Origin of the sequence: Bradyrhizobium sp. CCGUVB1N3, from assembly GCF_024199925.1 — a bacterium.
Taxonomy (GTDB): domain Bacteria; phylum Pseudomonadota; class Alphaproteobacteria; order Rhizobiales; family Xanthobacteraceae; genus Bradyrhizobium.
Window position 1 is genome coordinate 9,055,208 of the sequence record NZ_JANADR010000001.1, and the last position, 25,879, is coordinate 9,081,086.

At 63.7% G+C, this 25,879-nt stretch carries 28 protein-coding genes; 8 read left to right on the forward strand and 20 right to left on the reverse strand.

Annotated elements, in window-relative coordinates; genetic code table 11:
- Positions 1 to 48: 48 nt before the first annotated feature.
- The 3 genes from NLM33_RS42760 to NLM33_RS42770 are packed head-to-tail and all read right to left on the reverse strand — an operon-like array spanning position 49 to position 2,487.
- Positions 49 to 777: an ABC transporter ATP-binding protein gene (locus NLM33_RS42760; RefSeq protein ID WP_254104403.1), complete on the reverse strand. Its 729-nt coding sequence runs from the start codon at positions 775 to 777 to the stop codon at positions 49 to 51.
- On the reverse strand, positions 767 to 1,504 hold the full coding sequence (locus NLM33_RS42765) for an ABC transporter permease (protein ID WP_254104404.1): 738 nt from the start codon (positions 1,502 to 1,504) through the stop codon (positions 767 to 769). The genes NLM33_RS42760 and NLM33_RS42765 overlap by 11 nt, the downstream gene beginning before the upstream one ends.
- A gap of 2 nt (positions 1,505 to 1,506) precedes the next feature.
- A complete protein-coding gene (locus NLM33_RS42770; protein ID WP_254104405.1) occupies positions 1,507 to 2,487 on the reverse strand; it encodes an ABC transporter substrate-binding protein in 981 nt (326 codons plus the stop codon).
- An 86-nt stretch (positions 2,488 to 2,573) separates the two neighbouring features.
- Between NLM33_RS42770 and NLM33_RS42775 the strand changes: the two genes are divergently transcribed.
- The gene (locus NLM33_RS42775) at positions 2,574 to 2,933 is read left to right on the forward strand and encodes a hypothetical protein (protein WP_254104406.1); all 360 of its coding nucleotides are present in this window, start codon (positions 2,574 to 2,576) and stop codon (positions 2,931 to 2,933) included.
- Between the two features lie 194 nt (positions 2,934 to 3,127).
- On the opposite strand, the gene NLM33_RS42780 is transcribed toward NLM33_RS42775, so the two are convergent.
- Together NLM33_RS42780 and NLM33_RS42785 are read right to left on the reverse strand one after the other, a co-directional pair.
- Positions 3,128 to 3,952 (reverse strand): quinoprotein dehydrogenase-associated SoxYZ-like carrier, encoded by an 825-nt coding sequence (locus NLM33_RS42780; protein ID WP_254104407.1) that lies wholly within the window; start codon positions 3,950 to 3,952, stop codon positions 3,128 to 3,130.
- A gap of 48 nt (positions 3,953 to 4,000) precedes the next feature.
- Positions 4,001 to 4,927 carry a quinoprotein relay system zinc metallohydrolase 2 gene (locus NLM33_RS42785; RefSeq protein ID WP_254104408.1) on the reverse strand — a complete coding sequence of 309 codons (927 nt, stop codon included), beginning with the start codon at positions 4,925 to 4,927 and terminating at the stop codon, positions 4,001 to 4,003.
- Positions 4,928 to 5,070: 143 nt separating this feature from the next.
- Here NLM33_RS42785 and NLM33_RS42790 point away from each other — a divergent pair, with 143 nt between their 5' ends.
- Both NLM33_RS42790 and NLM33_RS42795 read left to right on the forward strand, forming a co-directional pair.
- Entirely contained in the window at positions 5,071 to 5,955 is an 885-nt protein-coding gene (locus tag NLM33_RS42790; protein ID WP_254104409.1) for a substrate-binding domain-containing protein, read from the forward strand.
- Positions 5,956 to 6,007: 52 nt separating this feature from the next.
- Positions 6,008 to 6,571: a PQQ-dependent catabolism-associated CXXCW motif protein gene (locus tag NLM33_RS42795; RefSeq protein ID WP_254104410.1), complete on the forward strand. Its 564-nt coding sequence runs from the start codon at positions 6,008 to 6,010 to the stop codon at positions 6,569 to 6,571.
- A gap of 20 nt (positions 6,572 to 6,591) precedes the next feature.
- Here NLM33_RS42795 and NLM33_RS42800 read toward each other — a convergent pair whose 3' ends face one another.
- The 6 genes from NLM33_RS42800 to NLM33_RS42825 all read right to left on the reverse strand — a co-directional run bounded on the left by NLM33_RS42800 (position 6,592) and on the right by NLM33_RS42825 (position 11,471).
- Positions 6,592 to 6,894, reverse strand: coding sequence for a copper-binding protein (locus tag NLM33_RS42800; protein ID WP_254104411.1), 303 nt, complete (start codon positions 6,892 to 6,894; stop codon positions 6,592 to 6,594).
- A gap of 138 nt (positions 6,895 to 7,032) precedes the next feature.
- Complete coding sequence (locus NLM33_RS42805) at positions 7,033 to 7,647, reverse strand: hypothetical protein (protein WP_254104412.1); 615 nt, start codon at positions 7,645 to 7,647, stop codon at positions 7,033 to 7,035.
- A complete protein-coding gene (locus tag NLM33_RS42810) occupies positions 7,644 to 8,495 on the reverse strand; it encodes an ABC transporter permease (RefSeq protein WP_254104413.1) in 852 nt (283 codons plus the stop codon). Before NLM33_RS42810 ends, NLM33_RS42805 begins: the two co-directional genes overlap by 4 nt.
- Positions 8,492 to 9,301 carry an ABC transporter ATP-binding protein gene (locus NLM33_RS42815; protein ID WP_254104414.1) on the reverse strand — a complete coding sequence of 270 codons (810 nt, stop codon included), beginning with the start codon at positions 9,299 to 9,301 and terminating at the stop codon, positions 8,492 to 8,494. Before NLM33_RS42815 ends, NLM33_RS42810 begins: the two co-directional genes overlap by 4 nt.
- The gene (locus tag NLM33_RS42820) at positions 9,298 to 10,263 is read right to left on the reverse strand and encodes a YVTN family beta-propeller repeat protein (protein ID WP_254104415.1); all 966 of its coding nucleotides are present in this window, start codon (positions 10,261 to 10,263) and stop codon (positions 9,298 to 9,300) included. Before NLM33_RS42820 ends, NLM33_RS42815 begins: the two co-directional genes overlap by 4 nt.
- A gap of 11 nt (positions 10,264 to 10,274) precedes the next feature.
- A complete protein-coding gene (locus tag NLM33_RS42825) occupies positions 10,275 to 11,471 on the reverse strand; it encodes an ABC transporter substrate-binding protein (protein WP_254104416.1) in 1,197 nt (398 codons plus the stop codon).
- Positions 11,472 to 11,600: 129 nt separating this feature from the next.
- Between NLM33_RS42825 and NLM33_RS42830 the strand changes: the two genes are divergently transcribed.
- Positions 11,601 to 12,104 (forward strand): DUF3280 domain-containing protein, encoded by a 504-nt coding sequence (locus NLM33_RS42830; protein WP_254104417.1) that lies wholly within the window; start codon positions 11,601 to 11,603, stop codon positions 12,102 to 12,104.
- Positions 12,105 to 12,115: 11 nt separating this feature from the next.
- Here NLM33_RS42830 and NLM33_RS42835 read toward each other — a convergent pair whose 3' ends face one another.
- Both NLM33_RS42835 and NLM33_RS42840 read right to left on the reverse strand, forming a co-directional pair.
- Positions 12,116 to 12,568, reverse strand: coding sequence for a hypothetical protein (locus NLM33_RS42835; protein WP_254104418.1), 453 nt, complete (start codon positions 12,566 to 12,568; stop codon positions 12,116 to 12,118).
- A gap of 183 nt (positions 12,569 to 12,751) precedes the next feature.
- A complete protein-coding gene (locus NLM33_RS42840) occupies positions 12,752 to 13,033 on the reverse strand; it encodes a hypothetical protein (protein ID WP_254104419.1) in 282 nt (93 codons plus the stop codon).
- Here NLM33_RS42840 and NLM33_RS42845 point away from each other — a divergent pair.
- Positions 13,024 to 13,332, forward strand: coding sequence for a hypothetical protein (locus NLM33_RS42845; protein ID WP_254104420.1), 309 nt, complete (start codon positions 13,024 to 13,026; stop codon positions 13,330 to 13,332). The genes NLM33_RS42840 and NLM33_RS42845 overlap by 10 nt on opposite strands.
- 280 nt (positions 13,333 to 13,612) lie before the next feature.
- Positions 13,613 to 14,236, forward strand: a complete 624-nt coding sequence (locus NLM33_RS42850; protein WP_254104421.1) for a hypothetical protein — start codon at positions 13,613 to 13,615, stop codon at positions 14,234 to 14,236.
- A 110-nt stretch (positions 14,237 to 14,346) separates the two neighbouring features.
- Here the strand turns inward: NLM33_RS42850 and fghA are convergent, their stop codons facing one another.
- The gene (gene fghA / locus NLM33_RS42855) at positions 14,347 to 15,192 is read right to left on the reverse strand and encodes an S-formylglutathione hydrolase (RefSeq protein ID WP_254104422.1); all 846 of its coding nucleotides are present in this window, start codon (positions 15,190 to 15,192) and stop codon (positions 14,347 to 14,349) included.
- Between the two features lie 78 nt (positions 15,193 to 15,270).
- Positions 15,271 to 15,891, reverse strand: a complete 621-nt coding sequence (locus NLM33_RS42860) for a response regulator transcription factor (RefSeq protein ID WP_254104423.1) — start codon at positions 15,889 to 15,891, stop codon at positions 15,271 to 15,273.
- A 198-nt stretch (positions 15,892 to 16,089) separates the two neighbouring features.
- On the opposite strand from NLM33_RS42860, the gene NLM33_RS42865 reads away from it, so the two are divergent.
- Positions 16,090 to 17,454 (forward strand): ATP-binding protein, encoded by a 1,365-nt coding sequence (locus NLM33_RS42865; protein ID WP_254104424.1) that lies wholly within the window; start codon positions 16,090 to 16,092, stop codon positions 17,452 to 17,454.
- 150 nt (positions 17,455 to 17,604) lie between these two features.
- Positions 17,605 to 20,037, forward strand: a complete 2,433-nt coding sequence (locus tag NLM33_RS42870; protein ID WP_254104425.1) for a TonB-dependent receptor — start codon at positions 17,605 to 17,607, stop codon at positions 20,035 to 20,037.
- A gap of 31 nt (positions 20,038 to 20,068) precedes the next feature.
- Here NLM33_RS42870 and NLM33_RS42875 read toward each other — a convergent pair whose 3' ends face one another.
- The 5 genes from NLM33_RS42875 to NLM33_RS42895 all read right to left on the reverse strand — a co-directional run bounded on the left by NLM33_RS42875 (position 20,069) and on the right by NLM33_RS42895 (position 25,738).
- Positions 20,069 to 21,826, reverse strand: coding sequence for a S8 family serine peptidase (locus NLM33_RS42875; RefSeq protein ID WP_254104426.1), 1,758 nt, complete (start codon positions 21,824 to 21,826; stop codon positions 20,069 to 20,071).
- Positions 21,827 to 21,844: 18 nt separating this feature from the next.
- A complete protein-coding gene (locus tag NLM33_RS42880; RefSeq protein WP_254104427.1) occupies positions 21,845 to 22,303 on the reverse strand; it encodes a hypothetical protein in 459 nt (152 codons plus the stop codon).
- An 80-nt stretch (positions 22,304 to 22,383) separates the two neighbouring features.
- The gene (locus NLM33_RS42885; protein WP_254104428.1) at positions 22,384 to 23,124 is read right to left on the reverse strand and encodes a hypothetical protein; all 741 of its coding nucleotides are present in this window, start codon (positions 23,122 to 23,124) and stop codon (positions 22,384 to 22,386) included.
- A 525-nt stretch (positions 23,125 to 23,649) separates the two neighbouring features.
- Complete coding sequence (locus tag NLM33_RS42890; protein WP_254104429.1) at positions 23,650 to 24,417, reverse strand: M48 family metalloprotease; 768 nt, start codon at positions 24,415 to 24,417, stop codon at positions 23,650 to 23,652.
- 790 nt (positions 24,418 to 25,207) lie between these two features.
- On the reverse strand, positions 25,208 to 25,738 hold the full coding sequence (locus NLM33_RS42895; protein ID WP_254104430.1) for a Spy/CpxP family protein refolding chaperone: 531 nt from the start codon (positions 25,736 to 25,738) through the stop codon (positions 25,208 to 25,210).
- Positions 25,739 to 25,879 lie beyond the last annotated feature (141 nt).

Below are 25,879 nucleotides of genomic sequence, written 5' to 3' on the forward strand. Positions count from 1 at the left end.
ATCACGCTCCGCCGCTGGCGTGTTTTACCACGCTCTTGCTGCGGCCGCCTACGAGACATCGCGCCCGGCGCGCTCGCCTTGCGTTCGCCGCACGAGGCCGGCCTTGATCGCGGCGATCTCGGCCTCGCCGCGCGCGCCACGGGGGATGCCGATGGGCACCTCGGCCAGAATCCGCGCTGGCCGCGGCGACAGGAAGAACAGGCGGTCGCCGAGACGCACCGCATCATCCAGGCTGTGCGTGACCAGGAGCGTCATCACCGGCCGGCTTGCGACCAGCGTTGCGATCTCCTCGCGCAAGCGGCCGGCCAGCGCATCGTCGAGCGAGGCGAGGGGTTCGTCGAGCACCAGCAGGTCGGGCTCGACCGCGAAAGCGCGGGCGAGCGCGACGCGGCGGGCAAGCCCGAGCGACAATTCGCCGGGATAGTGGCTGCGATGGGCTTCCAGCTCGAGGATCTTGAACAGCTCGGAAAGCTTGACGTCGTCGACCTCGGGCGCTGCCAGCCGCACGTTCTGTTCGACCGAGCGCCACGGCAAAAGTCGCGGCTCCTGGAACACCATGCCGATGCGTGCGCTCGGCGGGCGCCTGATGTCGCCCCGAAAATCGTGGTCGAGACCCAGGATGATGCGCAGCATCGTGCTCTTGCCGCAGCCGGACGGGCCGACGAGGACACCGACCTCGCCGGCGCCGAGCGAGAACTTGACCGGCGCGAGCACCTCGTGGGTGCCGCCGGCCGCATTCGTGAAGGTCTTGCCTAAAATGTCGACTTCAAGCCGCACGGGGCCGCCACCGGGTTGAGCGGGTTTCAAACGGCTGCACCAGCAGGGTTTCGATGATGAGCACGACCGCCGCGAAGGTCAGCGAATAGGCGAGCAGGCGCGGGGTGTCGAAAAGCTGGAAGGCGACGCCGATCTCGAAACCGACGCCGTTCGGCCGTCCCAAGAGTTCGGCGACCAGCACGATCTTCCAGACCAGCGACAGGCCGGAGCGCGCGGCGGCGGCGACATAGGGCGCAAGCTGCGGCAGCACGACATGGCGGAAGGTGCGCCAGCGCGACATCGCAAACACCGTCGCCATCTCGTCCAGCGAGCGGTCGAGCGCGCGGGTGCCCTCGCGCAAAGTAACCACCGCGGTCGGCAGCTTGTTGATCGCGATCGCCGCGATTGCGGCCGCTTCCGTCAGTCCGGCCCAGATATAGGCGAGCACGATCACGACCAGTGCCGGCAGGTTGAGCAGCAGGATCAACCAGGGATCGCCGAGGCGGTCGGCGAGCCTGTTGCGGCCCATGAGATAACCGATTGCGCTGCCGAGCGACATCGCCAGCGCGAAGGCCAGCGTGACGCGCGCCAGCGTCGCGCCGAGATGCAGGAACAGCGCGCCGGAGGCGGCTTCCGCGATCATCACGTTGAGCACCGCAGGCGGCGAGGGCAGTTTCGCTCCGCCGACGAACAGCGCGGCGATCCACCAGATCGCGAGGAACAGCGCAAACGAGACGAGACGCAGCAACGTCAGTCTCCGCCGGGTGCGTGATAGAAGGTGCCGGGATCGAGCTCCGGTGCGGGGCCGACCAGCTCGCGGCCGCCGACCTCGGCGAGCACGCGATAGAGCACCCGCGCATCGGCCTCTTCGTCGTCGATGCTCCGGTGCGGAATGCCCTCGCGATAGCGGTTGCGATAGGCCTGGAGCAGGGCAGGGTCACTGGTGCCGGTCAGCGGCGCGATCTTCTCCCAGGCGGCGTCCGAGGTCGTCAGCAGCTCCTTGGCCTTGCGCGACATCGTGATGAAACGCGCCACGACGTCGCGGTGGCTCGCCGCCCAGTCTTCGTCGAAGACGTAACCGACCGCAGCGACCGGTCCCTTGGCCCCGAGCTTGGGCAAAATCTCCTCGATGCCGGCGAGGCGGCGAAAGCCCTTGGCTTCCAACTGGGCGCAGAAATTCCAGAAATTCAGGCTCGCATCCATCTCGCCGTCGAGCGCCTTGGCGGCAAGCAGCGGCGGGGCGCCATAGACGATGCTGGCGTCCGACTTGAGGTCGATGCCGTCCTGCTTCATCCGCGCCTGTAGCAGCAGCCAGCTCTTGTCGATGGCGCCGCCGGCGACGCCGAGCCTGCGGCCCTTGAGGTCCGCGAGCGTCTTGATCGGCGAAGAGGCCGGCACCATCACCGCGCCGAGCGCGCTGGAATAGGGATAGAAGGTCAGCTTGGCGCCGAGCGCGCGCTCGCGCGATACCCACAGCCAGTCCGACAGCATGATGTCGGCATTGCCCGCGCGCATCGCGATCTTGCCGGCTTCGGTGCTCGCAAGCTCGGTGACCTCGAGCGACAGATTGGCGGCCTTGTCGAGGCCCTGGTCGCGGATCGCAGCCAGTTCCCAGGAGAATGTCCCGGTTTTCTGAACCGCGAGGCGGATTGTGTCCGCAGCGTGGCTCGTCCCGCCTTGCGTCAGCGCGAGAGCAATCGATACGGCCAATGTTCGAACCAGGCGTCCCATCACTTCCAGGCCATTTCCTTAAGACGTGTGCTTTTCAGAACAATAGGCATAGCATAGTTTCCATCGCAACCAGCGGGAGGACGGCCATGATCTCAGCACGACAGCTACGACCGATTGTCGCCGCCTTGGCCGTGCTCGCCGCCACCGCGATGGCCGCACGGGCCGAGGAGGCCAATGATTATCCGACCGCAGCGCGCGCCGAATACGTCTATGGTTGTATGAAGGCCAATGGCGAGACCCGGCAGGCGATCGAGCAATGCTCCTGCTCGATCGACGTCGTCGCCTCGATCGTGCCCTATGAACGATATGTCACCGCCGAAACCGCGCTCAGCATGTCTCAGGTACGTGGAAACCTCGGCACCCAGTTTCGCACCTCCGAGCAGGCGACCTCGGCTGTCAATGATTTGAGGCGCGCCCAGGCCGAAGCCGAGGTGAGGTGTTTCTGACACTTGTCGCACGAGCGGTGCTTTCCCTTCTCCCCTTGTGGGAGAAGGTGGCGCGAAGCGCCGAATGAGGGGTTGTTTCCGCGAACACGATCGCAAGAGATTCACCCGCGGAGAGAGACCCCTCACCCGGCTTCGCTGCGCGAAGCCACCCTCTCCCACAAGGGGAGAGGGTGCGACAGTGCAAATGGCGCCATTCACGTCCCCGGCTTCTCGACGTCCCACTCGTTCCGGAACACGTGTCCGTCCGTATCCGTCGCCTCGGCGCGGAAACGCTTTGCGCCGGTGGAGACATAGGTGAAGCGGATGTTGGGATCCTCCGAGATCGAGATGCCGCCTTCCACCGCGAGCACGAGGCTGTCGTCCTGCCAGAGCCGGAGCTGGTTGACGAAGAACGCAGGGACATAGAGCTGCGTGACCTGGTCCATCTGCAAGCCGGAATTGTTGGGATGGCCGATCATGATCTGCGCCTCGCGGATCCGGCTGGCGGGCGCTTCATCGGCGCGCGCGAATTGCCGGTAGCGCATCTGGCCGAGCCGGTTTTTGGCTTCCTCGGCATTCTTCGTCGCCGGCGCGGAGCAGCCGCCGGACGCTTTCACATAGGTCTTGCTCACATAGAGCTGCCCGTCGCTGAGCTCGGCGACGGCGTGGACGTCGGTATAGTTGTTGACCCGCACGCGCGTTGAGATCTCCGACACGTTGGCGTCTGGCCCGAGCTCGAACTTCACCGCCATCGGCGCCGGGTTGCGGTCGATCACCAGCGTGATCGCGCGGATGCGCCTGCTGTCGCCGGGCGAAAGCTTTGCGCGCAGCGTGACCGGCACGATGGCCGCATCTTCCGCACGATAAGGCATCTCGATGCCGATGACGTCATTGCCGTCGTTCATCGGGCGGTTGTTGAAGATGTCCTGCACGAGACCTGGCCAGGGATCATAGGCCTCCTCAGCCCGCGCAGGCGTTGCCGCGAGCGCCATGCCGAGCAGTGCGGCCGCAAATGTCAGGCGAAGCGAATGTTTGATCATGCGCACGGCTCTCGCTGGACGAAGCAGGGCGGCAGCGTAGCGCGCCTGCTACTCCCATTCAATTTCCGAAAATGCTGCGGTTGCGTTGCGGGCGTTGTAGTCGTCGAACAATTGCCAGCGTCCACGCTCGCTTGCGCCCGCCTTGTCCGCAGCCGCCCTGATCGGCTCGCCCTTCTGATTGAGCGCGCGCACGTCGGCGAGCAGGGTTTCGAGATAACGGCGCTCATCGGCGAGCGCTGCGGGCCAATCGCTCACGGGGCCGTGACCGGGAACGACGCGCTGCGCCGACAAGGTTTCGAGCTGCTTGAGCGCGCCGAGCCAGCCGCGGATGCTCCCGTCCATCACGGGAATATGGCCCAGGAAGACGAGATCGCCGGCAAACAGCGTCTTGCTCGTCTCGTCCAGCACGGTCAGGTCATTGTCGCTGTGCGCTGCCGGCCAGGCCTTCAGGGTGAGACTGCGCGATCCCAGATCGAGCCGCAGCGTATCGGTCACGAGCAGCGTCGGGGGCACGATTCTGACGGGATCGATCAGCTCCGCGCCCATGGTTCGGCGGAAATTGTCGAGATAGAACGGCCCGCGTGTCGCGAGCGCCTGCGGGAGCTTCGCGTGGCCAACGAAGCTCGCGCCGTCGCGCGCGAAGGCTATGTTGCCGAAGACGTGGTCGGGATGGCCGTGGGTGTTGATGACATAGCGGATCGGCTTGTCGGTCCGCGCCCGTATGGCGGCGAGCAGCGCTTCGCCCTCGCGGACGCTTCCGCCGGTGTCGATCACCGCGACCGCGTCCTTGCCGATGACGAAGCCGACATTGGCGATCGCGCCCTGATTCTGCGAATTCATCAGGGCAATTGACCCGGCGTGCATGAAAATTCCGGGGGCGACTTCGCTCACAGGCAATTCAGGTGGGGTTGCGCGTGCTAGCGTCGGTAGCCCCAGCAGGGCAAGCACCGCAATCATCCGAGCGACATGCGCCATCTTTACGCCTCAGTTCCGATCGTCGCGCGGCATTGCACTGCAGCAAGTCGAGTCACCAAGCGAGTCGGCAAGAAACTTCGCCAACCATGGCGCGTAAAGTGATCCATGGATAGCATTCAATCAAGAAAACAGGAGGAAGCGCGATGACGGAGGCCGGACGACATCGTCGCTGGTTGTTCTCGGTGTTGACGATTGCTGCATTAACTGTCGCGGGCGGCGCCGCACGCGCGCAGACCACTGACAGCGGCGATCTTTCGTTCGAGTTGGTCGATCCCAAAGTGCTGCGCGTCTGCGCCGATCCGCGCAACCTGCCGTTCTCCAACGAGAAGAGCGAAGGTTTCGAGAACAAGCTTGCGGAATTCTTTGCCGACAAACTCCAGAAGAAGCTCGACTACGTCTTCTTCCCGCAGGCGACCGGTTTCGTGCGCATGACGTTGGGCGCGCATCGTTGCGACGTCATCATGGGATTTCCGCAAGGCGATGATCTCGTCCAGGGCACCAATCCCTATTACCGCACGTCCTATGCGCTGATCGCCAAGCAAGGCAGCGGACTCGAGGACGTGGATACGCTCGAGGACGAGCGGCTGAAGGGCAAGCATATCGGCATCATCGCGGGCACCCCGCCGGCGACCAACATGGCGATCGCGGGCCTGATGGCGAACGCAAAGCCCTATCCGTTGATGATCGACACCCGCTTCGACAATTCGGCGCAGGCGATGGTCGACGATCTCACTGCCGGTAGGATCGATGCCGGCGTGCTGTGGGGACCGATGGCGGGCTTCTATGCCAAGAAGGCCGCGCAGCCGCTCCATGTCACGCCGCTGGTGAAGGAAACCACCGGACCGAAGCTCGTCTATCGCATTGGCATGGGTGTGCGTCCCGCCGACCAGAACTGGAAGCGGCAGCTCAACCGGCTGATCCAGGATAACCAGGCCGAGATCAACAAGATCCTGGTCGATTTCGGCGTGCCGCTGCTCGATGAGAGTGACCGGCCGCTCGGCGCGGAGACCGCCAAGAAATCGCAATAACGAAATCGCAATGACGAAATCGCAATGACCCAACCGCCATGAGTACGTTCTCGTGAAGCGGCATCTAGCCGCTCCGCTCGTTCTCGCCGTGCTTCTGGCGCCGGCGCTCGCGCAGCAGCAGGAGCCGTTCGAGCCGGAGGGCTATCGCACGGACAACTACCGCGCGCCGGTGCCGGCGACGCTCGCCGGCGCGCGCGTGCTGACGACGGCGGAGGCGGAAGCGATCTGGCGCGAGAAGAGGGGCGCCTTCATCGACGTGATGCCGCGCCCGCCGAAGCCCAAAAATCTTCCCGTGGGCACGGTCTGGCGCGATACGCCGCGCTTTGACATCCCCGGCAGCATCTGGCTGCCCGATACCGGCTACGGCGTGCTGCCGCCGGCGATGGACGACTATTTCCGCCGCGGCCTTGAGCGCGCCTCGCATGGCAGCAAGTCGGCGCTGCTGGTGATCTACTGCCTCGCCGACTGCTGGATGTCGTGGAACGCGGCCAAACGCGCGCTCGCCTATGGCTACGGCAACGTCGCCTGGTATCCCGAGGGCACCGACGGCTGGGAACGCGCCAGGCTCATGACATCGGAGGCGCAGCCGGAGCCGCGGCCTGACGAAGGCAAGTAGCTGGCGCGCGCGAGGCGCCCCTATTTCGCCTTTTGCAGCTTGGTGATGGTCTTGCTGCCGTTGGCGTCAGTGGAGAAGCTCACGCGATCGCCGGCATGGACGCTCTCGAGCATGCCTGCATCCTTGGCCTTGAACTCCTGCACAGGGCCGGTCGCACCGCCATTGGCGCCGACCGTGCCGCCCTGCACCTCCTGGATCGAAATGGTGCTGTTGAGCCGATCGATCTTGGTGATCATTCCGTTCATGTTGTCTTCGGCGACGGCCGCCGAGGCAAGCAAGCCGATGGCCGCAGCGCTGGCGAGAAGGAGTTTTGCTGTTCCCATCGAGGCCTCCCGACGTCTAGGATTCACTTCGACAAGACATCTTAAATAGATTTGGTTCCGGCCGAGAGTGTGGCAAAGGCTCACGATTCCCGCCGGGCAGCTGGAACCTTGTTTGCACAGGCGTCAGCGAGGCTGACGCTATTCCATTTCCTGCTGGATCACGCGTCCGAGCGCGAACAGGCGCTGGTCGATCGCGGTCGGCACCTCGCAAACGAAGCGAACCACCTTGCGGCGGTCCTCGAAGATGCGGGTTTCCCAGATCAACTGATTGGACAGTGCGTCGATCTTGGCGTCGTCGCGTGGGGTAGCGCCCTGCAACTTCTGGAGTTCGATGGTGTCGTCGCGGACCTTATCGGCGGCCTCGCGCTGCTTGCGACTGACACGCTCGAGCCCGTTCATCACCGAGGAGCGCTGGGCGTTGAGCGTGTCGAACAGGCCGGCGAACAGGAGCTTGGCGTTCGCAGTCTTGTCGGAGGCGGAGCTCGCCAAAAACTCCTTCACGGATTTTTCGGCGTCATCCAGCGGCGTCTTTCGCGCCGCCAGCTTCGACACCAGTGCGCCGACCTTGGCGTTGTCCTTCCACTTGTCCTGCACGTCGTCGAGCGGTGGGCCTGCCCAGACCGCGGCGAGCGAGACTTCCGGGACTTTTGCCTGCGTGCAGGGCCAGTCGGGATAGCGCGGATCGGCTGCCCGCGAGGCCGCGGTCGATGCCGCGAGCGCCAGGGCGGCTATGATCACGATCCGGAATCTCATCCTTCGCCTCCCGCGGGCCCGCGTCGCGCCAGCCCTCGCGACGGATCATAGGCATAGATCGCGCCGATCATGAAGGCGATTGTGCAGGTCGCGACCACCGCCAGCGAGATCCAGTTGACCTGCCCATAGAGTGCAAAGCGGATCAGCTCGACCGCATGGGTGAACGGATTGGCCTGGCAGACATAGTAGAGATACGGGCTGCCTTCCTGCAGCCGCCACAGCGGGTAGAGAGCCGACGAGGCAAAGAACATCGGGAAGATGACGAAGTTCATCACGCCGGCGAAATTTTCGAGCTGCTTGATGCCGGAGGAGATCAGCATCCCCAGCGATCCCAGCATCAGGCCCGACAGCACCAGCGCCGGCAGCACGGTGAGGTAGCCGAGTGGCGGCGGCGTGATGTCCCAGGCCCAGGCGATGACCAGGAACGCGTAGACCTGCAAGAGCGACACCGCGGTGCCCGCGAGCAGCTTGCAGAACAGCAGAAACCAGCGGGGCAGCGGGCTCACCAAGAGCGTGCGCATATTCCCCATCTCGCGGTCATAGACCATCGAGAGCGAGGACTGCATGCCGTTGAAGAGCTGGATCATCGCCATCAGCCCCGGCGCGATATAGACCTCGTAGAGGATGTAGGTCTCGTAAGGAGGGATGATCGAGATGCCGAGCACCTGGCGAAAGCCGGCAGCGAAGATGAACAGCCAGACCAGAGGCCGCACCAGCGCCGAGACGAAACGCTCGCGCTGATGCAGGAAGCGCAGGCCTTCGCGCCAGACGATGCCGGTGAGGCAGGTCATGTAGGCCGAGAGCGGGAAGCCGCGTGGCGTGGCCTCGCGCGTGGTGATGCTGCTCATGCGCCGCCTCCCGGCATCGTCTGCGCCCCGGTGAGGCGCATGAAGGCGGAATTGACGTCCTGCGCGCCGACCTCGGCGATGACGCGGCCGACCGGTCCCTTCGCCAGCACCTTGCCCTGGTGCAGCACGACGAGGTCGTCGCTCGCCGTGATCTCGTCGAACAGATGCGTGGCCCAGAGCACGCCGATGCCTTGTTCGGTCACGAGCTGGCGGACATGGCTGATGATGTCGGCGCGGGCCTTGACGTCGAGGCCGACGGTCGGCTCGTCAAGCAGCAACAGGCGCGGCCGGTGCAGCAGCGCGCGCGCGATCTCGAGCCGCCGCATCTGCCCGCCCGAGAGATCGCGTACCTTGTTGCCGGCACGCTCAGTGAGCCCGATGCGGCCGAGTAGCTCCGCGGTGCGCGCGCTGGCCTCGCGCCGGCTGATGCCGTGAAGGGCTGCGTGATAGAGCAGGTTCTGCGTCAGCGACAGATCGAGATCGAGCGTGCGCGGCTGGAACACGACGCCGAGCAGCCGCAGCGCCTCGCCGGGATTTCGGCTGATGTCATGGCCGAAAATGCCGACGCGACCGGTCTGGATCCCGAACAGGCGAGTGATCAGCGAGAATAGCGTGCTCTTGCCGGCGCCGTTGAGGCCGAGCAATGCCGTGAAGCTCGCGGGCGCAACCGTGAAGGAGACATCGATCAGCGCGCGGCGCGCCCCATAGGCGTGGCTGATGCCGTCGATCGACAGCGCCGGCACGGCGGCCGGATCAGGCCTGGGTGCGCTTTCGGTCGAAGCAGCGATGGGGGCGGGTGTCGTCATGGCGCGATCGCAATGCCCCAGGGCAATTCGCCAACCTGAATGGTCTTGATCACTTTTTGCGCGGCGACGTCGATGACGGAAACGTCGTTGGATACGCCGTTGGTGGTGAGGAGATATTTTTCATCGGGCGTGAACGCCATGTGCCAGACCCGCTGTCCGACCAGCAGGTACTTCGTCACCTTGCGCGTGGCGGTGTCGACCACGGCGACGCGGTTGGCCGGGCCCAGCGCGATGAAGGCGGTCTTGTCGTCCTTGGTCATGCCGATGCCGACGGGCTGGATCGCCTCACGCCGCAGGCCGGGGATCTCGAACGTGACCTTGCCGATCACCTCATGTTTCTTGGGATCGATGATCGAGACCGTGCCGCCGATCTCCGAGGACACCCAGAGCTCCGAGCTGTCGTGCTTGAACTCGGCAAAGCGCGGCCGCGCGTCGACCAGCACGTTGGCGACGATCTGGCGCGACTCCGTGTCGATGAAATGCGCCATGTTGGTCGTTTCCGACGTGTTGATCAGCATCTTGCCGTCGGGGCTGATGGTCATGCCCTCCGGCTCGACGCCGACCTGGATGTCGCCGATCCGGGTGCGCTTTTCCAGATCGATCACGGTGACCGTGTTGTCGTTCTCGTTCGCGACATAGAGCACCTTGCCGTTCGCATCCTGAGTGAATAGTTCGGGGTCGGGGCCGGAGGGCAGGGTGTCGACGATCCCTTGGGTCTTGGCGTCGATCACCTGGATGGTGTCGTCGTCGCCGACTGCGACCATGACGAATTTCCCGTCGCGCGTGAAATCGATGCCGCGCGGGCGCTGGCCGACCTTGATGGTCTTGGTTACCGTCCAGCTCTCGGTGTCGATCACCGTGACGGTGTTGCTCTTCTCGTTCGAGACATAAGCGATGAACGCATGTGCGGGCGCTGCCGCGAGCACCAGTCCGGAGAGCAGGCAGACACGCCACATGCGCATTGTCGTCGTCCTCACTTCAACTTGCATTTGCTCTCCGGGCGATCATAGCCGAGCGTATCGAGCTCGGAGACCTGGTGCAGAAAACCTTCCTGCGGCGACACCGACACCACCATGCGGCCGTCGACCAGAAGGATCGGCTGGCGGAGCTGCCAGTTCCAGTCGCGCAGCGTCAGCCGCGTGCCCTTGAAGGCGGCGACGGAAAAATCCGGCCCCTTGATGAAGTCGGTGACTTTCTTGACGTCGCCGGAATTGGTGCGCGAGGTCGCTTCCCCAATCATGCGCGCTGCCGTCCAGGCCTGCATGTCCAGCGCCGTCATGCGCCGCGAATTCAGCTTTATGAAGCGATTCTGCATCTGGATGGCGCCCCACTGGTCCTGCGCCGCGTCCCAGCTCCGCGGCACGAGGCCGGCGGAGCCTGCGACGGGCCGTGGATCCCAGGTCCGGTAGGGCAGGTAGGCGCCGAACACCTCACTCTCGTCGGCCGCGACCAGCACATCGTAAGCAGGCGCCTGCTGGGTGAAGACGGGCATCTGGCGCTGGATCAGCGTGACGCCGCTATCGGTGCGGCGGGCCCCGCCGGTGTCCTCGAAGGTGCGCTCCTGCACGATCTTGGCGCCGAAGCGCGTCGCGGCGCGTCGCAGCGCATCGGCATAGAGCTTGTCCTCGTCATGCGAGCCGACCACGAGCAGCCAGCGTGACCATCGCTTCCAAACGAGATACTGGCCGAGCGCATCCGCCAGCATCGCTCGCGTCGGCGCCACATGGATGACATTGGCACGACAATCGGTCTCGCGCAGCCGCTCGTCGATCGCGCCCGCATTGAACAGGAGCGTGTCGCGATCGCGCAAGCCGTCAGCGACTTTCAATAGCGCATCCGCAGGCAGGTCGGCGATGATGAACCCGTTGTGCTCGGCGAGCGCGGCGGCGGCCTGGACCGGATCCTCGCCTTCCTTCAGGCGATGCTCCTCGAGCTTGAAGCGCTGGTTGAGGAATTTGCCGGTGGTATTGTTGTCCTCGATCGCCAGCCGCGCGCCGGCGATGCCGTCATTCTCGGCGGGCTGCTCGACCAGCGACAGGGTCGATCTGGTGCCGGCGACGCCGAGATAGCCGATCGCGATCTCGGTAGGGTCGGCCGCGAGCGCCTGCGTCACCGCAAGACCAGCGCCAACAAGGCTGACGCCGATCAGGCCGACCAACCATCGGATCATGTTTCCTCCTTCTCGTCCTCCCCGGCTTAGGTATCGGTAGAGGTATTTCCCGCCTTGAAACATGACCGATTTGGCTTAGCTTGCAACCCCGCATTTCGTCGTCGCGATGAGAAGGAGCAGGTCACGATCATGCGAGCGCTATTGGTGGCCGCCTTGTTTGTGTTGACCGGTACGGCCGCGTTCGCCGATCCGCCGAAGCTTGCGGTGTTCGATTTCGAGCTAATCGACACCAGCCTGCCGGGCGAGTTCTACGGATCGAAACCCGAGAACGAGCGCATGCTGCGCATCGGCGATCAGCTGCGCAAGGAACTGGCACAGTCCGGCAGGTTCCAGGTCGTGGATATCGCGCCGGTGAGCGATGCGGCCCGGCACAGCAATCTTCAGGCCTGCGGCGGCTGCGACGTCAAGCTGGCGGGGCAGTTGGGTGCCGATCTCGAAATTACTGGCGTGGTGCAGAAGGTCTCGAACCTGATCCTCAATCTCAACATCTACCTGCGCGACGTGCACACCGGCAATCTCGTGACGGTGGCCAGCGCCGACATGCGCGGCAACACCGACGAATCCTGGTCCCGCGCCATGAGCTACCTGATCCGCAACCGTCTGCTCGCGCCGAACTACGGCAAGCCGGAGTAGGACGCGCCAACTCAAGCCGCATCGGCAGTCCACCCTCTCCCTTTGAGATCAACCATCGGCGCCAGCGCCCGGGTCGCCGCCTGGCGTTCCGGCGCGTCATGCCGGTGCTCCCAGAGGTTGGTGATGAACGTGACGGCATCGTCTGGCTTGTACAGCTCGATCCGATCCGGTCGCACACCCGCCTTTTGTGCGCCCGATTTTGAACGAACGGGTCGAGTTGCCTCGCACGCGGAATTGAAGACGAGGAGGAGATCATCGTGACGAGGATAGCAAAGCTTATCGCAGTGGCCGCCATACCGGCACTGTTGATTGCAGGGTCCGGCCCACTGCTCGCCGGCGGAGGCGGAGGCGGCGGCGGCGGTGCTGGCGGAGGCGGCGCAGGAGCCGGTGCTGGCGCGGGTGCATCCGGTGTTGGAGCCGGACATGGCGGGGCGAGCGGTGTTGGGCACGGCGGTGTCGGGCATGGCGCTTCGGTATCGGGCGCGACCCCGGGGCACACGATGCAATCGACGATTTCAAACCCGCACTCGCGTGGCGGGCATCACGGCGCGTCCGGCTTCAGCCCGGGACACGCGATGCAAGCGGCCGTCCCGAACCCACAGGATCGCGGCGGTCAAAAAGGGCGCATCGAGCTTCGCTCCCGGTCGTCAATAACCCCGTCGCAACAACGAATAGCAAAGCCGCCGCGGCCTCAACCCTGCGGCGGCTTTTCCGGACCCCAGCGGCGGCGGTCCCGCGCGACCATCGATGAGTTGATGCTCGCCGAGCCGATCAGCGAACAGCGAGACGAGCCCGAACCGGCCGGCGATCCGCTCGCCGAGATACTGGTGCGGCAGATCGAAACACGCAATCAACGAGACAGGCGTGAGCTGCAGGCGCAAGAAGAACGGTTCGAGCGCACCGAAGCGAGGCGCGGGACTTGCAAGCAAAGGTCGTCGCCCTTGAGCGCCGCATTGCCGCGCTCGAACACGGTCGCTGCGAGGACTGCGCCGACGTCGAGAAGCTGTGGAAGGTCACGGCGGAGCTTATCGAAGGCATCGAGCACATCGACGGTCACCTGAGCACCGCCATTGACCACTTGCGGTCAGCCGCGAGCCAGCCAGCGAAGGCCGCGAACGAACACATGGAAGCGCTGTTCGCGCGGCTGGAAAAGAAGCTCGACGAGATCGCGCCGCGCCGGGCGCGCGACGAGGTGATCAACGTGCCGTCGATGCGAGCGGTGAACTGACGGCATGTCCGCTTTCGCGAAGGTGGAGCGGAAATCTTTTGCTCGACGTTGGTATTACGGCTTATGTCCCTCAACGGACATTACTTTCAATTAACTGAGAACACACTATGGCTTAGCGTTCTCGGGACTACCTCGGCGGCGTGGCAAATGTTCACGATCGAATAGCAACCTGCAATCCGGACAGACGTTAGGTGCCATCACCGCGTAGACCCCTGTCGTATCGGTGATGAGATCGCCCATCAGGCGCTCCCGCCTCACTCTAGCATGGAAGGAGCGCGCCATGCGACGACGCTCACAGCCCCATACATTTGAAGAGAATTGGAACGCGGAGAAAGCCCGCTTCGACGAAGCGGTGTGGGCGCAGCGCTCGCCATCACCGATCGTGCCGCAGGATGCGGACCATGACATGTATCTCGTACTACTGGACGCCTTTGGGACATGGGTAGGCCGCGCCTGGGGCGAGACCGATGATGATGAGGGTACGTATCGCGAGATGCTAGTCCGCGACCTCTTAGACGGCGTGTACAGCCATCCGGTGCGCATCGTCGCCTTCAACACCGCCGAGGGATGGTCGCGCAATATCACGACCGAAATCGCTGCCGAGCTGAAGCAGCGCAGAGACGAAGGGGAGAGTATCCCCGCCTGTGTCCAACATTTGCTGGAAATGGCCGGCAACTCAGGGCTACTAAACCAAAGGCAGAATCCGCCGCGAGAGATGGCCATGGACAGCGCGAAGCACTGCCAAGATCAGGCGGCGGAATGCCTTCGCATGACCAAAAAGTCGAAGAACGAAGAAGAGGCTATGGTTCTGAGGAATATTGCTCAAAGCTGGTCAAGACTTGCGGGCCAGATCGACCGATACTATGCCTTTCTGCGCGAACAAAGCCGCATAGTGCGAAAGTAAGGCGGCGGCCTCTTTAATTCGGCGAATGTCACGTGTTGGCCCATCTGCGACCTCGTGCGATGACCGTGAGGGCATAGCGGACATCGTACAAGGGGAGAAGGAAGAAGAGCTCACGCCGTCAGCCGCGCCGCGTGCCAGTGCAGATGGTCGCTCATGAAGGTCGAGATGAAGTAGTAGCTGTGGTCGTAGCCCGGCTGTCGCCGCAGCGTCAGCGGAATGTTCGCTTTGGTGCAGGCCGTTTGCAGCAGCTCCGGTCGAAGCTGCTCGGTCAAGAAGTTGTCGGCATCGCCATAGTCGACCAGAAAGCCCGAATATTTTGCGCCGTCCTCGATCAGCGCGACGGTGTCGTGCGCGCGCCAGCTATCCTTGTTGGGACCGAGATAGCCGGTGAGCGCCTTGGTGCCCCAGGGCACTTGCGAGGGCGCAACGATCGGCGCGAAGGCGCTGGCGGCGCGATAACGGTGCGGATTGCGCAGTGCGACCGTCAGCGCACCGTGGCCGCCCATCGAGTGGCCCATCACCGATTGCCGCTTGGTATCGACCGGAAAGTGCTCGGCGACCAGCCTCGGCAGCTCGTCGGTGACGTAGCTCCACATGTGATAATTGCGCGCGAACGGCTCTTGCGTGGCGTCGACATAGAAGCCGGCGCCGAGGCCGAAATCATAGGCGTTGTTGGGATCACCAGGCACGTCAGCGCCGCGCGGGCTGGTGTCGGGCGCGACGAAGATCAATCCAAGCTCGGCGCAGGCGCGGCGGAACTCGCCTTTCTCGGTGACGTTGGCATGCGTGCAGGTGAGGCCGGAGAGATACCAGACCACCGGCAGCTTAGCGCCGTCCTGATGCGGCGGCACATAGACCGAGAAGGTCATGTCGGTCTTGGTGGCGCTGCTCGCATGGCGATACACGCCCTGTACGCCGCCATAGGATTTGTTGGTCGAAACAGTCTGGATCGTCATGCCGAAAAACTCCGTGGCGTCTCGCCACATCAAGATTGCAACGCGTATGTGACCGAATTTTTGCGAAAGCGCGCTTCGTCAGGCGACGCCGCTGTCGATCGCCAGCCGCACCAGCTCGACCGAGGTCCTCACCCCGAGCTTCTGGCGCATGATCGACGATGTGTTGGCGACCGTCTTGTAGGAGGATTGCACCAGCCAGGCGATCTCCGAGAGGCTCTTTCCGGCGCTGAGCAGCCGCAGGATCTCCATCTCGCGCGCGTTCAGTTTCGACAGCGGGTTTTGCGCGAGCTGAGGCCCGGCGAACGCGATGCTGCGGGCGATTGAGCTCGGCAAATAGGTTTCGCCCTTGCCGACGGCGCGGATCGCCTCGACGAGGTCGTTGGGATCTCCCGTTTTGGAGACGTAGCCCTTCGCGCCGCACTCGATGGCGCGCGCGGCAAAGGCGGGATCATCGTTCATGCTGAACATGATGATTCGGGCATCGGGCGCGCGATCCAGGATACGGCGCGCCAGCTCGAAGCCGGAGACGGTCGGCAGGTTGATGTCGATCACGCAGATGTCGGGGCGCTCGACGATGTACACGCACTCGCCGCTTTCGGCGTCGGCGGCTTCCAGAATATCGATCTCGCCTTCGTCGGCCAGCACGGCACGGCAGCCGGAGGCGACGATAGGATGATCGTCAACGATCAGAATGCGCATAGGCGTTCCCCGGACAGCCATTCGAACCTTTCGTTTTGCGTCGCATGGGCCTCCGCAACGGTAACGCTCGCAACGAACGTCCCGCGTCGGACCATGCAACCCGGCCGAGATTGCTGTACGGTCCGGATTAGATATCGGGCGCTTTGGTCATGTCAACGCTCCCGATGAACGAACCTTCGCGGGCAGCGGGCGAAAGCAATGTGGCAAAATTTATCCTTGCGCGGGCGCATCAATCTCCTGCTGGCGCTCGTGCTGGCGCTGGGGCTCGGCGTCAATATCGCGCGGCAGGTCGCGGAGGCGGGGCCGCGGGTCCAGGCGGAGGACCAGAGCGTGATCCGGCTGGCGCGCGAATTCATCGAGATGATCGTCGCCGAGCTGAAGGAGGCGCCCGATCCGGACGCCAGGCTGAACCAGATTGCCCACGACCTCAACCGGCAGCGCCATATCAGCATCGCCCTGCGCGATGCCGCGGGCAACGCGCTGACGCCGCCGCGCGCGGACGAGGATGATGATGCGCGCGCGCCGCCGGCCTGGTTCGTCAGCCTGGTTCATCCCGAGCAGACCGCGGTCAGCGTCCCCGTCTCGATCCATGGCAATCCGGGCTCGCTGGTGATCACCTCGCATCCCAATGACGAGATCGCCGAGATATGGGACGGTATTCTGACTCAGCTCGAGATCGGCTCGGCCATCGCGCTGGCGCTGTTCCTGGTGATCATGACGGTCGTCGGCCGCGCGCTAAGACCCCTCGAATCCCTGTCGCAGGCCATGATCGCGCTCGAAGCCGGCCGGTATGACGCGCGCGTCGCGCCCGGCGGCGCGCCGGAGCTGGCTGCGACCTGCACCAGGCTCAACCACCTCGCGGCAACGCTGGGCGAGGCGGTCGAGGAGAAGCGGCGCCTTGCCGAGCGCACAGTGTCGCTCCAGGACAGGGAACGCAAGGAGATCGCGCGCGAGCTGCACGACGAGTTCGGGCCCTATCTGTTCTCGCTGCGCGCGCATGCGAGCGCGCTGGCAAAGCTCTCGGAGGCGCGTGAGCTGAGTGCCGAGGCCGTGCGCAAGCATGGCAGCGCGATCCTGGAGCAGGTCAACGCGCTCCAGCAGTTCAACCGCCGCGTCCTCGAGCGGCTGCGGCCCGTCGGCCTTGCCGAGCTCGGCCTGCGGCAGGCGCTCGAAGCGCTGTCGCGGTTGTGGCGGGAGTCGCATCCCGACGTGCGGATCGAAACCGCGATCTCGCCGGCGCTGGGGGCGACCGGCGAGACCGCCGATCTCACCATCTACCGCATCGTGCAGGAGGCGCTGACCAACGTGTTCCGTCATGCTCGCGCGACCTCGGTGAACGTCACGATCGAGCCGGCCGAGCAGTCGGGCGGCGCGCGGGAGGGACGCGGCTGCGCACGCGTGCGGGTCTGCGACAACGGCCGCGGCATGGAGCCCGACCAGAAGCTCGGATTCGGCCTCGTCGGCATGCGCGAGCGGATTCTCGCGCTGGGTGGAACACTCAACGTCGCATCCAGCGAGGGTGGCGTGACGGTGGAGGCGCTGATTCCAACGGCGGCAAGTTGAGGATAGGGAATAATTCCCGATTTCGTCGGGAAACATGGTGCCGATACCCCCCGACCTTTTGTAGCTGGCGCGTTGCTGACCGTCGACTACACTTCCTCACGCAATCGGCGACGTTCAAAACAGCCGACGCATGGAATGGGACGGCAGGGGATGGGCGTGCGAAGGCTGTTGATCGCCTCGATGTCGACGGGGCTGGTGCTGTGGACTGATGCCGGCATAGCGGCGCAGGACGAGGACACCAATGTCCAGAACCTGCCGGCCGTCGAAGTGACGGCGCCGCCGCCAACGCCAAGGCGTAGCGCTCCGCGTACCCCGACGCGCGTTGCCACTCCTGCACCTGCCCGCAACAGGGTCTACGTCTATCCGACATCGCCCGGAGCCTCGGGCAGCATCGAAGTTGACAAGATTCCGGCCAGCATCAATGCGGTCGATTCAAACCAGATCAGCCGCACCCGCTCGCCGGACATCGCAGTTGCCCTGCAGCAGTACGTGCCCGGTCTCAGCATCAATGAAGTGACCGGCAATCCATTCCAGCCTGATGTGCAGTTTCGCGGCTTCGTCGCGTCACCTCTGGCCGGCACGCCGCAGGGCCTCGCCGTCTATCAGAACGGCGTGCGGATCAACGAGGCCTTTTCCGACACCGTCAATTGGGATCTGATCCCGACGGCTGCGATCCGATCCGCGCTGGTCGTGACCAACAATCCCGCGTTCGGCCTCAATGCGCTCGGTGGCGCCATCGATCTGCAGATGAAGAACGGCTTCAACTATCACGGCGCCGAGATCGACGTGATGGGCGGCTCATTCGGCCGCATCCAGGGCTCTGCACAATGGGGCAAGCAGGTCGACAACAACTGGGCGGTCTACGGAGCGCTCGAAGGCATCCACGACAATGGCTTTCGCAATTTCTCGTCATCGGACGTCCGGCGCTTCTATGGCGATGTCGGGTATCGCTTTGAAGGCAACGAATTCCATCTCAACATGGGCATAGCCAACAATTCCCTGGCAGGTCCCAGCACCGTTCCGGCCGAATTGCTCCAGCAATATTGGGGCGCGACCTATACAACGCCGCAAACTATTTCCAACAAGGTCGGCTATCTCAACCTCACCGGAAAGGTAGAGGCGACGCCGACCTGGACCTTTGAGGGAACGGCGCATTTGCGGGGCTTCAAACAGAATACTGTGGACGGAAACCCGACTGACACCCAGCCTTGCGGAGCCGATCCAACGCTCTTGTGCTTTGGCAATGATACGACCCCCGCTTTTGGCCTGAACGGAGCTCAGCTCGTCAATCCCTTTGCGCCGGATGCCATACTCGGCGAGATCGATCGCACCAGCACGAGATCGACCACGTTTGGCGTATCCGGCCAGGCAACCAATAGCGATCAGTTGTTCGGTCATGAGAACCGCTTGGTGATCGGCGCAACCTATGATGTCAGCAGCACCCGCTTCACCGGTAGTGCCGAATTGGCAACCATAGGCACGAACTATGTCGTCACGGGCAGCGGCATATTCCTAGGGCAGTCCGGCGACCCGACATCGATCGGCCCCGTGTCGCTTCGCACTGTCAACCAATATCAGGGGCTATATGCGCTCGACACGTTCAGCGTGACGGATCGCTTTGCGGTCACGGCAGGCGGACGGTTCAATGCGGCCCGTGTCACGCTGATGGACCAGCTCGGCACCGCGCTCAATGGCGATCACACCTATGATCGCTTCAATCCGATCATCGGCGGCACCTACAAGATCACGTCCGAAGTGACAGCCTATGCGGGCTATTCCGAAGCCAATCGGGTGCCGACGCCACTCGAACTCGGCTGCGCCGATCCCACGAGGCCGTGCATCATCGGGCAGTTCCTGATCGCCGACCCGTCACTGCAGCAGGTCGTATCCAAGACCTTCGAAGCAGGCTTCCGCGGCACCAAGGAATTGAACATCGGTTCGCTCGGATGGAAGATCGGCGCCTACCGCGCAACCAACTACGATGACATCCTCGCGACCCCAATTCCGGGGTTGACGGGCTTCGGCTTCTTCCAGAACGTCGGCCGGACGCGCAGGCAGGGTATCGAAGCCGAGGTGAACCTGAAGTCGAATGCGCTTCAATTCCAGGCGAGCTACGCCTTCCTGGATGCGCGTTTCCTCGATGCGCTGCAGCTTGGCTCGGACAGCCCGTTCGCGGACGCCGACGGCAATATCCAGGTTTTGCCGGGCAACCAGATCCCGCGCCTGCCGCGACACCTCATCAAGGCGAGTGTCGAATATGCTGTTACCGACGTTTGGAAGGTCGGGGGCGATGCGCTCTTTGTCTCGAGCCAGTATTTCGTCGGCGACGAGTCCAACCAATTCCCGAAGCTGCCGTCCTACGCCGTGTTCAACCTCCACACCTCCTACCAGGTCACCAAGAACCTCCAGATCTACGGTCGCGTCGACAACGTCTTCGACAACCGTTACTCGACCCTCGGCACCTTCTTCGACAGGGAAGCCCTGCCCAATTTCGCCAACGGTGGAGCGGAATTCACGGACCCGCGCTCGCTGAGCCCGGCAAGGCCGCGCGCGTTCTATGCGGGCGCAAGGGTGACGTTCTAGGACTGCGGGCCCGCATCATCCCCTCATGTCCTTACGCCAGACCTGCGAGCGCCATCGCCGCTCTGAGTTCATGCACCGTTGCCGTTTCCGCGCCGCCGGCCTGGAACGTCAGAGGGGCCGGATTGAGCGGAAGCCGCGTCACATTGGCCGGGCCTCGCGGCGGCTCGAACATCATCGCCTGGTTCGCGCCGAATGGAATCCGATCGAGCTGCCGAATGGCGCTGCGCATCTCGCGCAATCCGGCATTCAGCGGCATGGCAATGGGCCGCTGATCGGACCAGACGCCGAGCGCGCGGGCGGCATCCGGCAGCCCGGCCCCGGTCTGCCAGGGATGACCGATGGGTTGCGCCGTATCCTTCAGAATTTGGAACAGCCGTTCGACCCGCTGAAAATTCCTTGCGATGAAGCTGCCCTTGAAGTCGGCGTGGTCAGCGAGGATCAAGGCTGCAAGCGCGGCAACGTGAGCCGCTGCAAGCGAGCTGCCGTCGCAGACCGCGTAGCCATCCGGCGACTGGCAGGCAATCACCGTAACGCCAGGCGCGCACAGGTCGAGCTCGGGCCCGCGGCAGGCGAACGGCGGCACGAACAACCCGCCCGCCGCCGCCGTGGCCGCCGCGGCCAGTGCCGCCTGCGGACTGTCTTCCGGGAAGCTGCCCATCTGTCCGACTGCGCCGACCGCCATGACATGCGCAGAGCAGGCCGGAAACAGCACGCCTGCTCCGGAATTGCCGGCGGCGGCGATGATGCCGATGCCTTGCTGCTTGGCCATCGCAATGCGCTGCTCGACCAGCACGGAGCCGCGCTCGCAACCGACGCCAATGCACGCCACGTCGATGCCATTTTGCAAGCAGTCATCGAGAGCCGCGATCAGGTCGCTGCAACGGGCGTCAGTGGGAAGCTTGCAAACATGCAACTCGCTATCCGGGGCGTAGCCGCGGATGCCGTGATCTGCCTGCGCAGCCGCATTGATGATGCCCGCGCAAGGCGTGCCGTGGCCAGTGACGTCCCTTGACCATGAGCGATCTTCGCCATCCCGGGCATCGATACCGTGGTCGATCCTCGCCAATTGCTTGTGGCTGGTCGCCACGCCGCTGTCGATCAGGGCGATCTTGATGTCAGCTCCACGGCACTGGTTGGGAATCCGATCGAAGCGCATTGCTTCGCCGCCCCAATCCAGCCCGCCGGGCAGCGGCAACGGTCTGAGGGTGAAGGTGTTCACCGCATCGGCCTCGATGTATGGCCGCTGCTGCCATAAGCCCCAATGCCCGGAGCGTGGGCTGACGAACAGGGTGGCGATCGTTTCCGGCACTTCGTCCTGCAGCGTCAGACTGACGCTGCCGTCACCATCCGTCCGCCCTTGAACTGACCCCTGCTCGCCGATGAACCGCACCATTGCCTGTTCCACAGGCGCTCCTGCTTCGCTGAGGACCCGGATCGTCACCTTCAAGTCCGGTCTGAGCGCGGCCATGGTCGCGGTCGTCGGGATAATAGACGAGACGGGGCCGGCGAAGGATGCAGCTCGTAGAATGCTGTCCGGCTCGATGATCAAGTTGCCGCCCGTCGAGCGGTGCAAGGCTGCGGCGGCTTCGTCAGGCATGCGCACGATCGCAATGGGGGGACCGCTGACGCCGCGCTGGTCATGGGTCCACAGGATATTGCCGAACTGATTCAGTTGTTCGGCCAACGTTTGAGCGCTGACGCCGGGGCCCGCTGGTGCGATCATGTATTGAGTCGTGCGCGCTGGTTTGCGTCGATTGCCGCGCGAGGTCGGTTGCGCATCATCTGCCATGGCGTCGCCTCCTTGATCTCAGTGGATTGAAGATTGCGTGGGATCGATCGAAGCCTGTCGCAGCAACGGAAGGCGGGGATCGGCTGCGCGGGCAGCTTCGATCGCCCGATAGGCCAGCCAGATCAGGTTGAAGGCCTGCGCATGGTCCCGCTCGGTAAACTTGTTGGCGGCCTGCGTGACGATCGAAACGCAGTTTTCCAGGCCGGCATGCTGTGCAGCATTGGCCTCGAGATAGCCAGAGAGCGAGCGCAGCGATTCGGCGATCATGTCTCCGATCATGTTTTCCGCGGCCTGATGATCGAGCACCGCATTCGGTATCGGGAAGTTGCCGGGCATGGTCCGGAACGGCTGCTCGAACGCCTGCGACTGCAGGCGCAGGAGCAGCGGCATCAGATTGCCGAGCAGGCCCACGAGCTGCTGAATGTCCAAGGAGTGGCGCTGTGACGCGGTCGCGGCTGAGGGGTTTGAATCCGACATGAGGCTTCTCCTTCGAAAGGACGTTCGCAACGGCCAAGCGCGACCGCCGCTTTTGGCGGCGGTCGCGCCTTGCCGCGCGGTCAGATCATCCGCTGCTGAGTGTAGGCCTGAAGGTTGCCGATGACCTGGGGAATGACGCCGATCAGCTGTCGGGTGATGTCGGCGACATCCTGCTGCGTCAGTTGTCGCTGCTGGCCGAACGGCGCCTGGCCGCCGAACGCCGCCTGGAACTGTGGCGCGCCGGACTGCGTACCCCACATCTGCCCAGGCTGAGTCTGCCCCGGGTGGCCTCCGAATTGACCCAGACCGAGACCGCCATGCATGGCCGAATGCTGCATTTGCGGCTGGCTCTGCAGCATTCCCATGATCTGAGGCACGATGGGCAGGATCTGCCGCACGACTTCGCTCACGTCTTGCGGGCTTAGCTGCCGTGGCCCCTGGCCGTAGGCCGCATAGCCGATTCCTGCGAACGGAGTTTGCGCCTGCGCAAGAATTTGAGGCAGCGCCGGCACCAGTTGCCGCACGACCTCATTCACGTCCTGCGGCGAAAGCTGTCGCTGTTGTCCGCCCCAGTGCTGCTGACCCCAGCCCGTTTGCCCGCCCCAGCCGGGGCCATATCCAAACGCGCCAAAGGTCGGCTGACCGCCGCCGAACTGTCCGTATTGCTGTCCGTAGGCCGCTTGGCCCAATCCAAGACCGCCGCCTCCATGCTGTTGGCCGCCTTGCGGACCGAATGCTCCCGTTCCCCATTGTTGCGGACCGAACTGTCCGAATGGCGAACTTTGCCCGAGGTTTTGTTGAAGGGTGTCAAAGTAAGTCATCGCTTGCCTCCTCGCGATGGTTGGTGCCCTCAGCCCAATATGTTGCGAAGGCTGTCGCATGCACGACTCCTTCGGTGGCAATAGAGGATCGTCACGCCGGTGCGACGGCGTTGGACATTCAAGTTGAAATGCCTGGCACGGAAATCTCGGCCGCAAGCAACGCCGCCCATTTGAGAGGCGCAAGTTGCGTCCCTCAAGGTGACGTGCCAACGGTTGGATGTTCTTAGAGCGGCAAAATGACAGCCGTTGAGAGATGTGGAGCGGATTTTCCTCACTGGCGACGTGGCCAGCCATTCATTGTGTCCGACGTCCGCTCAGACGCTCTGCAATTACGCTGACTTCTCTCCAATCTTGCAATGAGCATAGACGCGAAAACGTGCTTGCGCCGAAATAGTTTCGCGAAAGCGCGGCGATATTTTGGCGGCTATCAAACTCTGCAAAATTTCAAGTCGCGCGGATTTTGTCAGTACTCTTTGCCTGGTCAGCGAGCTTTCCGATATGCATCAGCGTCGACTTGCGCGACTGCTAGTACGCGAGGTTGAGCAATGTGCCGACGCGCTCGGAGGTGGCGGGATGGCTGCGAAGCAAGCGCATCGGATCATGCACGAACACGGACGTGGGCCTTGACGCAGAGCCGGTATGATGGCGCTCCAGCTTGTCGAGTGCGGCGATGAGCGCTCGCGAGTTGCCGGTCAGTTCGAGTGCTGTTGCATCCGCATCGAGTTCGCGCACGCGCGACAGCGCCAGTCCAAGCAACTGACCGAGGGTCGGAGCTGCGCTCAGCAGCGCCGCCAATGTCCGGCTTGATGCCATACCACCGTGATGATGGCTGCGCCGCAGCAGTGCGAGGCCAGCGAGTGATGTCCAATCGATCGCGCGACGCAACGCCGTCGCCCAGCTCATCGTCCAGGCATCATTGTTGCGGATGTGAGCGACTTCGTGGGCCAATATCCCTGCAATTTCGTCGCGCGTCATGCCGCGCAGCAGGCCCTCGGTCAGCACGATGGCACTGCGTTCCGGCCCGCCGAGCGCATAGGCATTCATGTCGCGCGGTGCCGGCAGGCAATAAAGGTCCGGCAGTCGGACCAGGCCGGCTCGGCCGCACACCCTTGCCAGAATGGCGAACAAGTCCGGCACCTCGGCAGGGGACAGCAGGCGAGCGCCGAACCAGCGATACATGTTCTCGCGCGAGATGACCGTTTCGTCGGGACGGGGCATGCTTCCCAGCAGCGCCCGCTGCATTCCCTCGGCTCCGCCGACGATCCAGCCGCACACGGCAAGCAGCAACGTCATTGCGAGGATTGCCAATGCAGATGATTGGTGGTTCGCAGCCTGATGGGCGTGCCGGCGATGCCGCAACCGCCACTGGTCTCTTGCGCTCAGCTCGATCCGGCAGCGCAGGAAGACGCCTGCCTCTCCCGACGGACAATGGATCTCCACGGTGACGGCAGGGCCGCACCGTAAAATGCGCAGCATCTCTCGCGGCGCATGTCGCACCAAAGCGATCGAAATGTCCGGCGTGAGGCCGGCGACGCCATCGTGGCCCTGCCGATCACCACGCAACGCCATCGGGCTTACGCCAGCGTGAATCACCCCTGTCCCCTCGTGCGCGTTCAGCGAAAAGTTACGGATCTCTCGGTGCCTTGTCATGCGAGTTTCATGCCTTAGACACAGAAAGTCCCGGTATCCACACAGGGGGCTCCGATCCGCTTCGGTGCAAGCGGTCTGGATGAGACCTCAGGAACCGGGATCCGTTCAAGCTAAACCATGGTTTGGTCAGTCGACCCGGTCGGACATCTCGAAGATCCGAGGGTCCTTAAGGGAACTGTTGCGGTCGAGGCAACGAAGCGCTGCACGTGTAGAGTGCGCGCCTGACCATTTGAGGGTGGGAAATGGGACGGGAACCCGGCTTCGGAGTCATCCCATGGACAGCGTGGGCACCCGCGAAGCGGAGAATCGTTGATTTTCATCACGCAGACCCGCGATCGAAACGGCTGCGGGATGTCGGCAACGCTAGTCCCCCGCCGAGCGCTCGCACAGAAGCAGTCGGCGGCGGGGGTCGCGAGATTGGAACGACGTTGCTTCAGTCGTCGTCGTCGTCAGACTGCGTCGCCCTTCGCCGTTCCACGACATCACTCATGTCGCGGAGGACGAAGATCGCGATGGCCGCCATGCGCTGCCTCTGTTCGGGATTGAGAGTCTTGTAGAGTGGCTGCCATGCCTCAGCGAGTTTATCCAGATCGGCTGATCGTTGAGCCAATGCTTCCGAGCGTCGTTGCAAAAAGGCGATTGGGTCACGATTGCGCAAGGCTTCGACGCGGCTTTCGTCGGCCCGTCGACCCACTGTTTCCTGGATTTTTGCGACCCGCGCTTTCCGATCCTCCGCCCTGGCGCGAATGGCGCTCTCCACAGACGGCCAAAGTTTTTCCTGTTCAGGTGTCAGTTGCAACGCCGCCTTCACCAGATCAATCCTCATGTCCGTCAGGTTATTGCGGTCCGCTGCATTTAACCGTTCCGGAGACGCGGAAGACGAAGTCTGCAAGTTTTGGGCGTTGGCAATAGGGGATGCAATAACGAAGAGTGCAGTTGTTCCGGCCACTACGACTTTCAACATGGGAGATCTCCTAGGTGGTAAGTGGCCCCCTAAGCACCGCGCAAAATGGTGACGCACTGCGAGGTCTCGTTGACCTAAATCAAGGGAACAAAAGAATTGTTCTCTCGTGCTCTTGACCCAGGGCAGGGCCGTCGTGCCCAT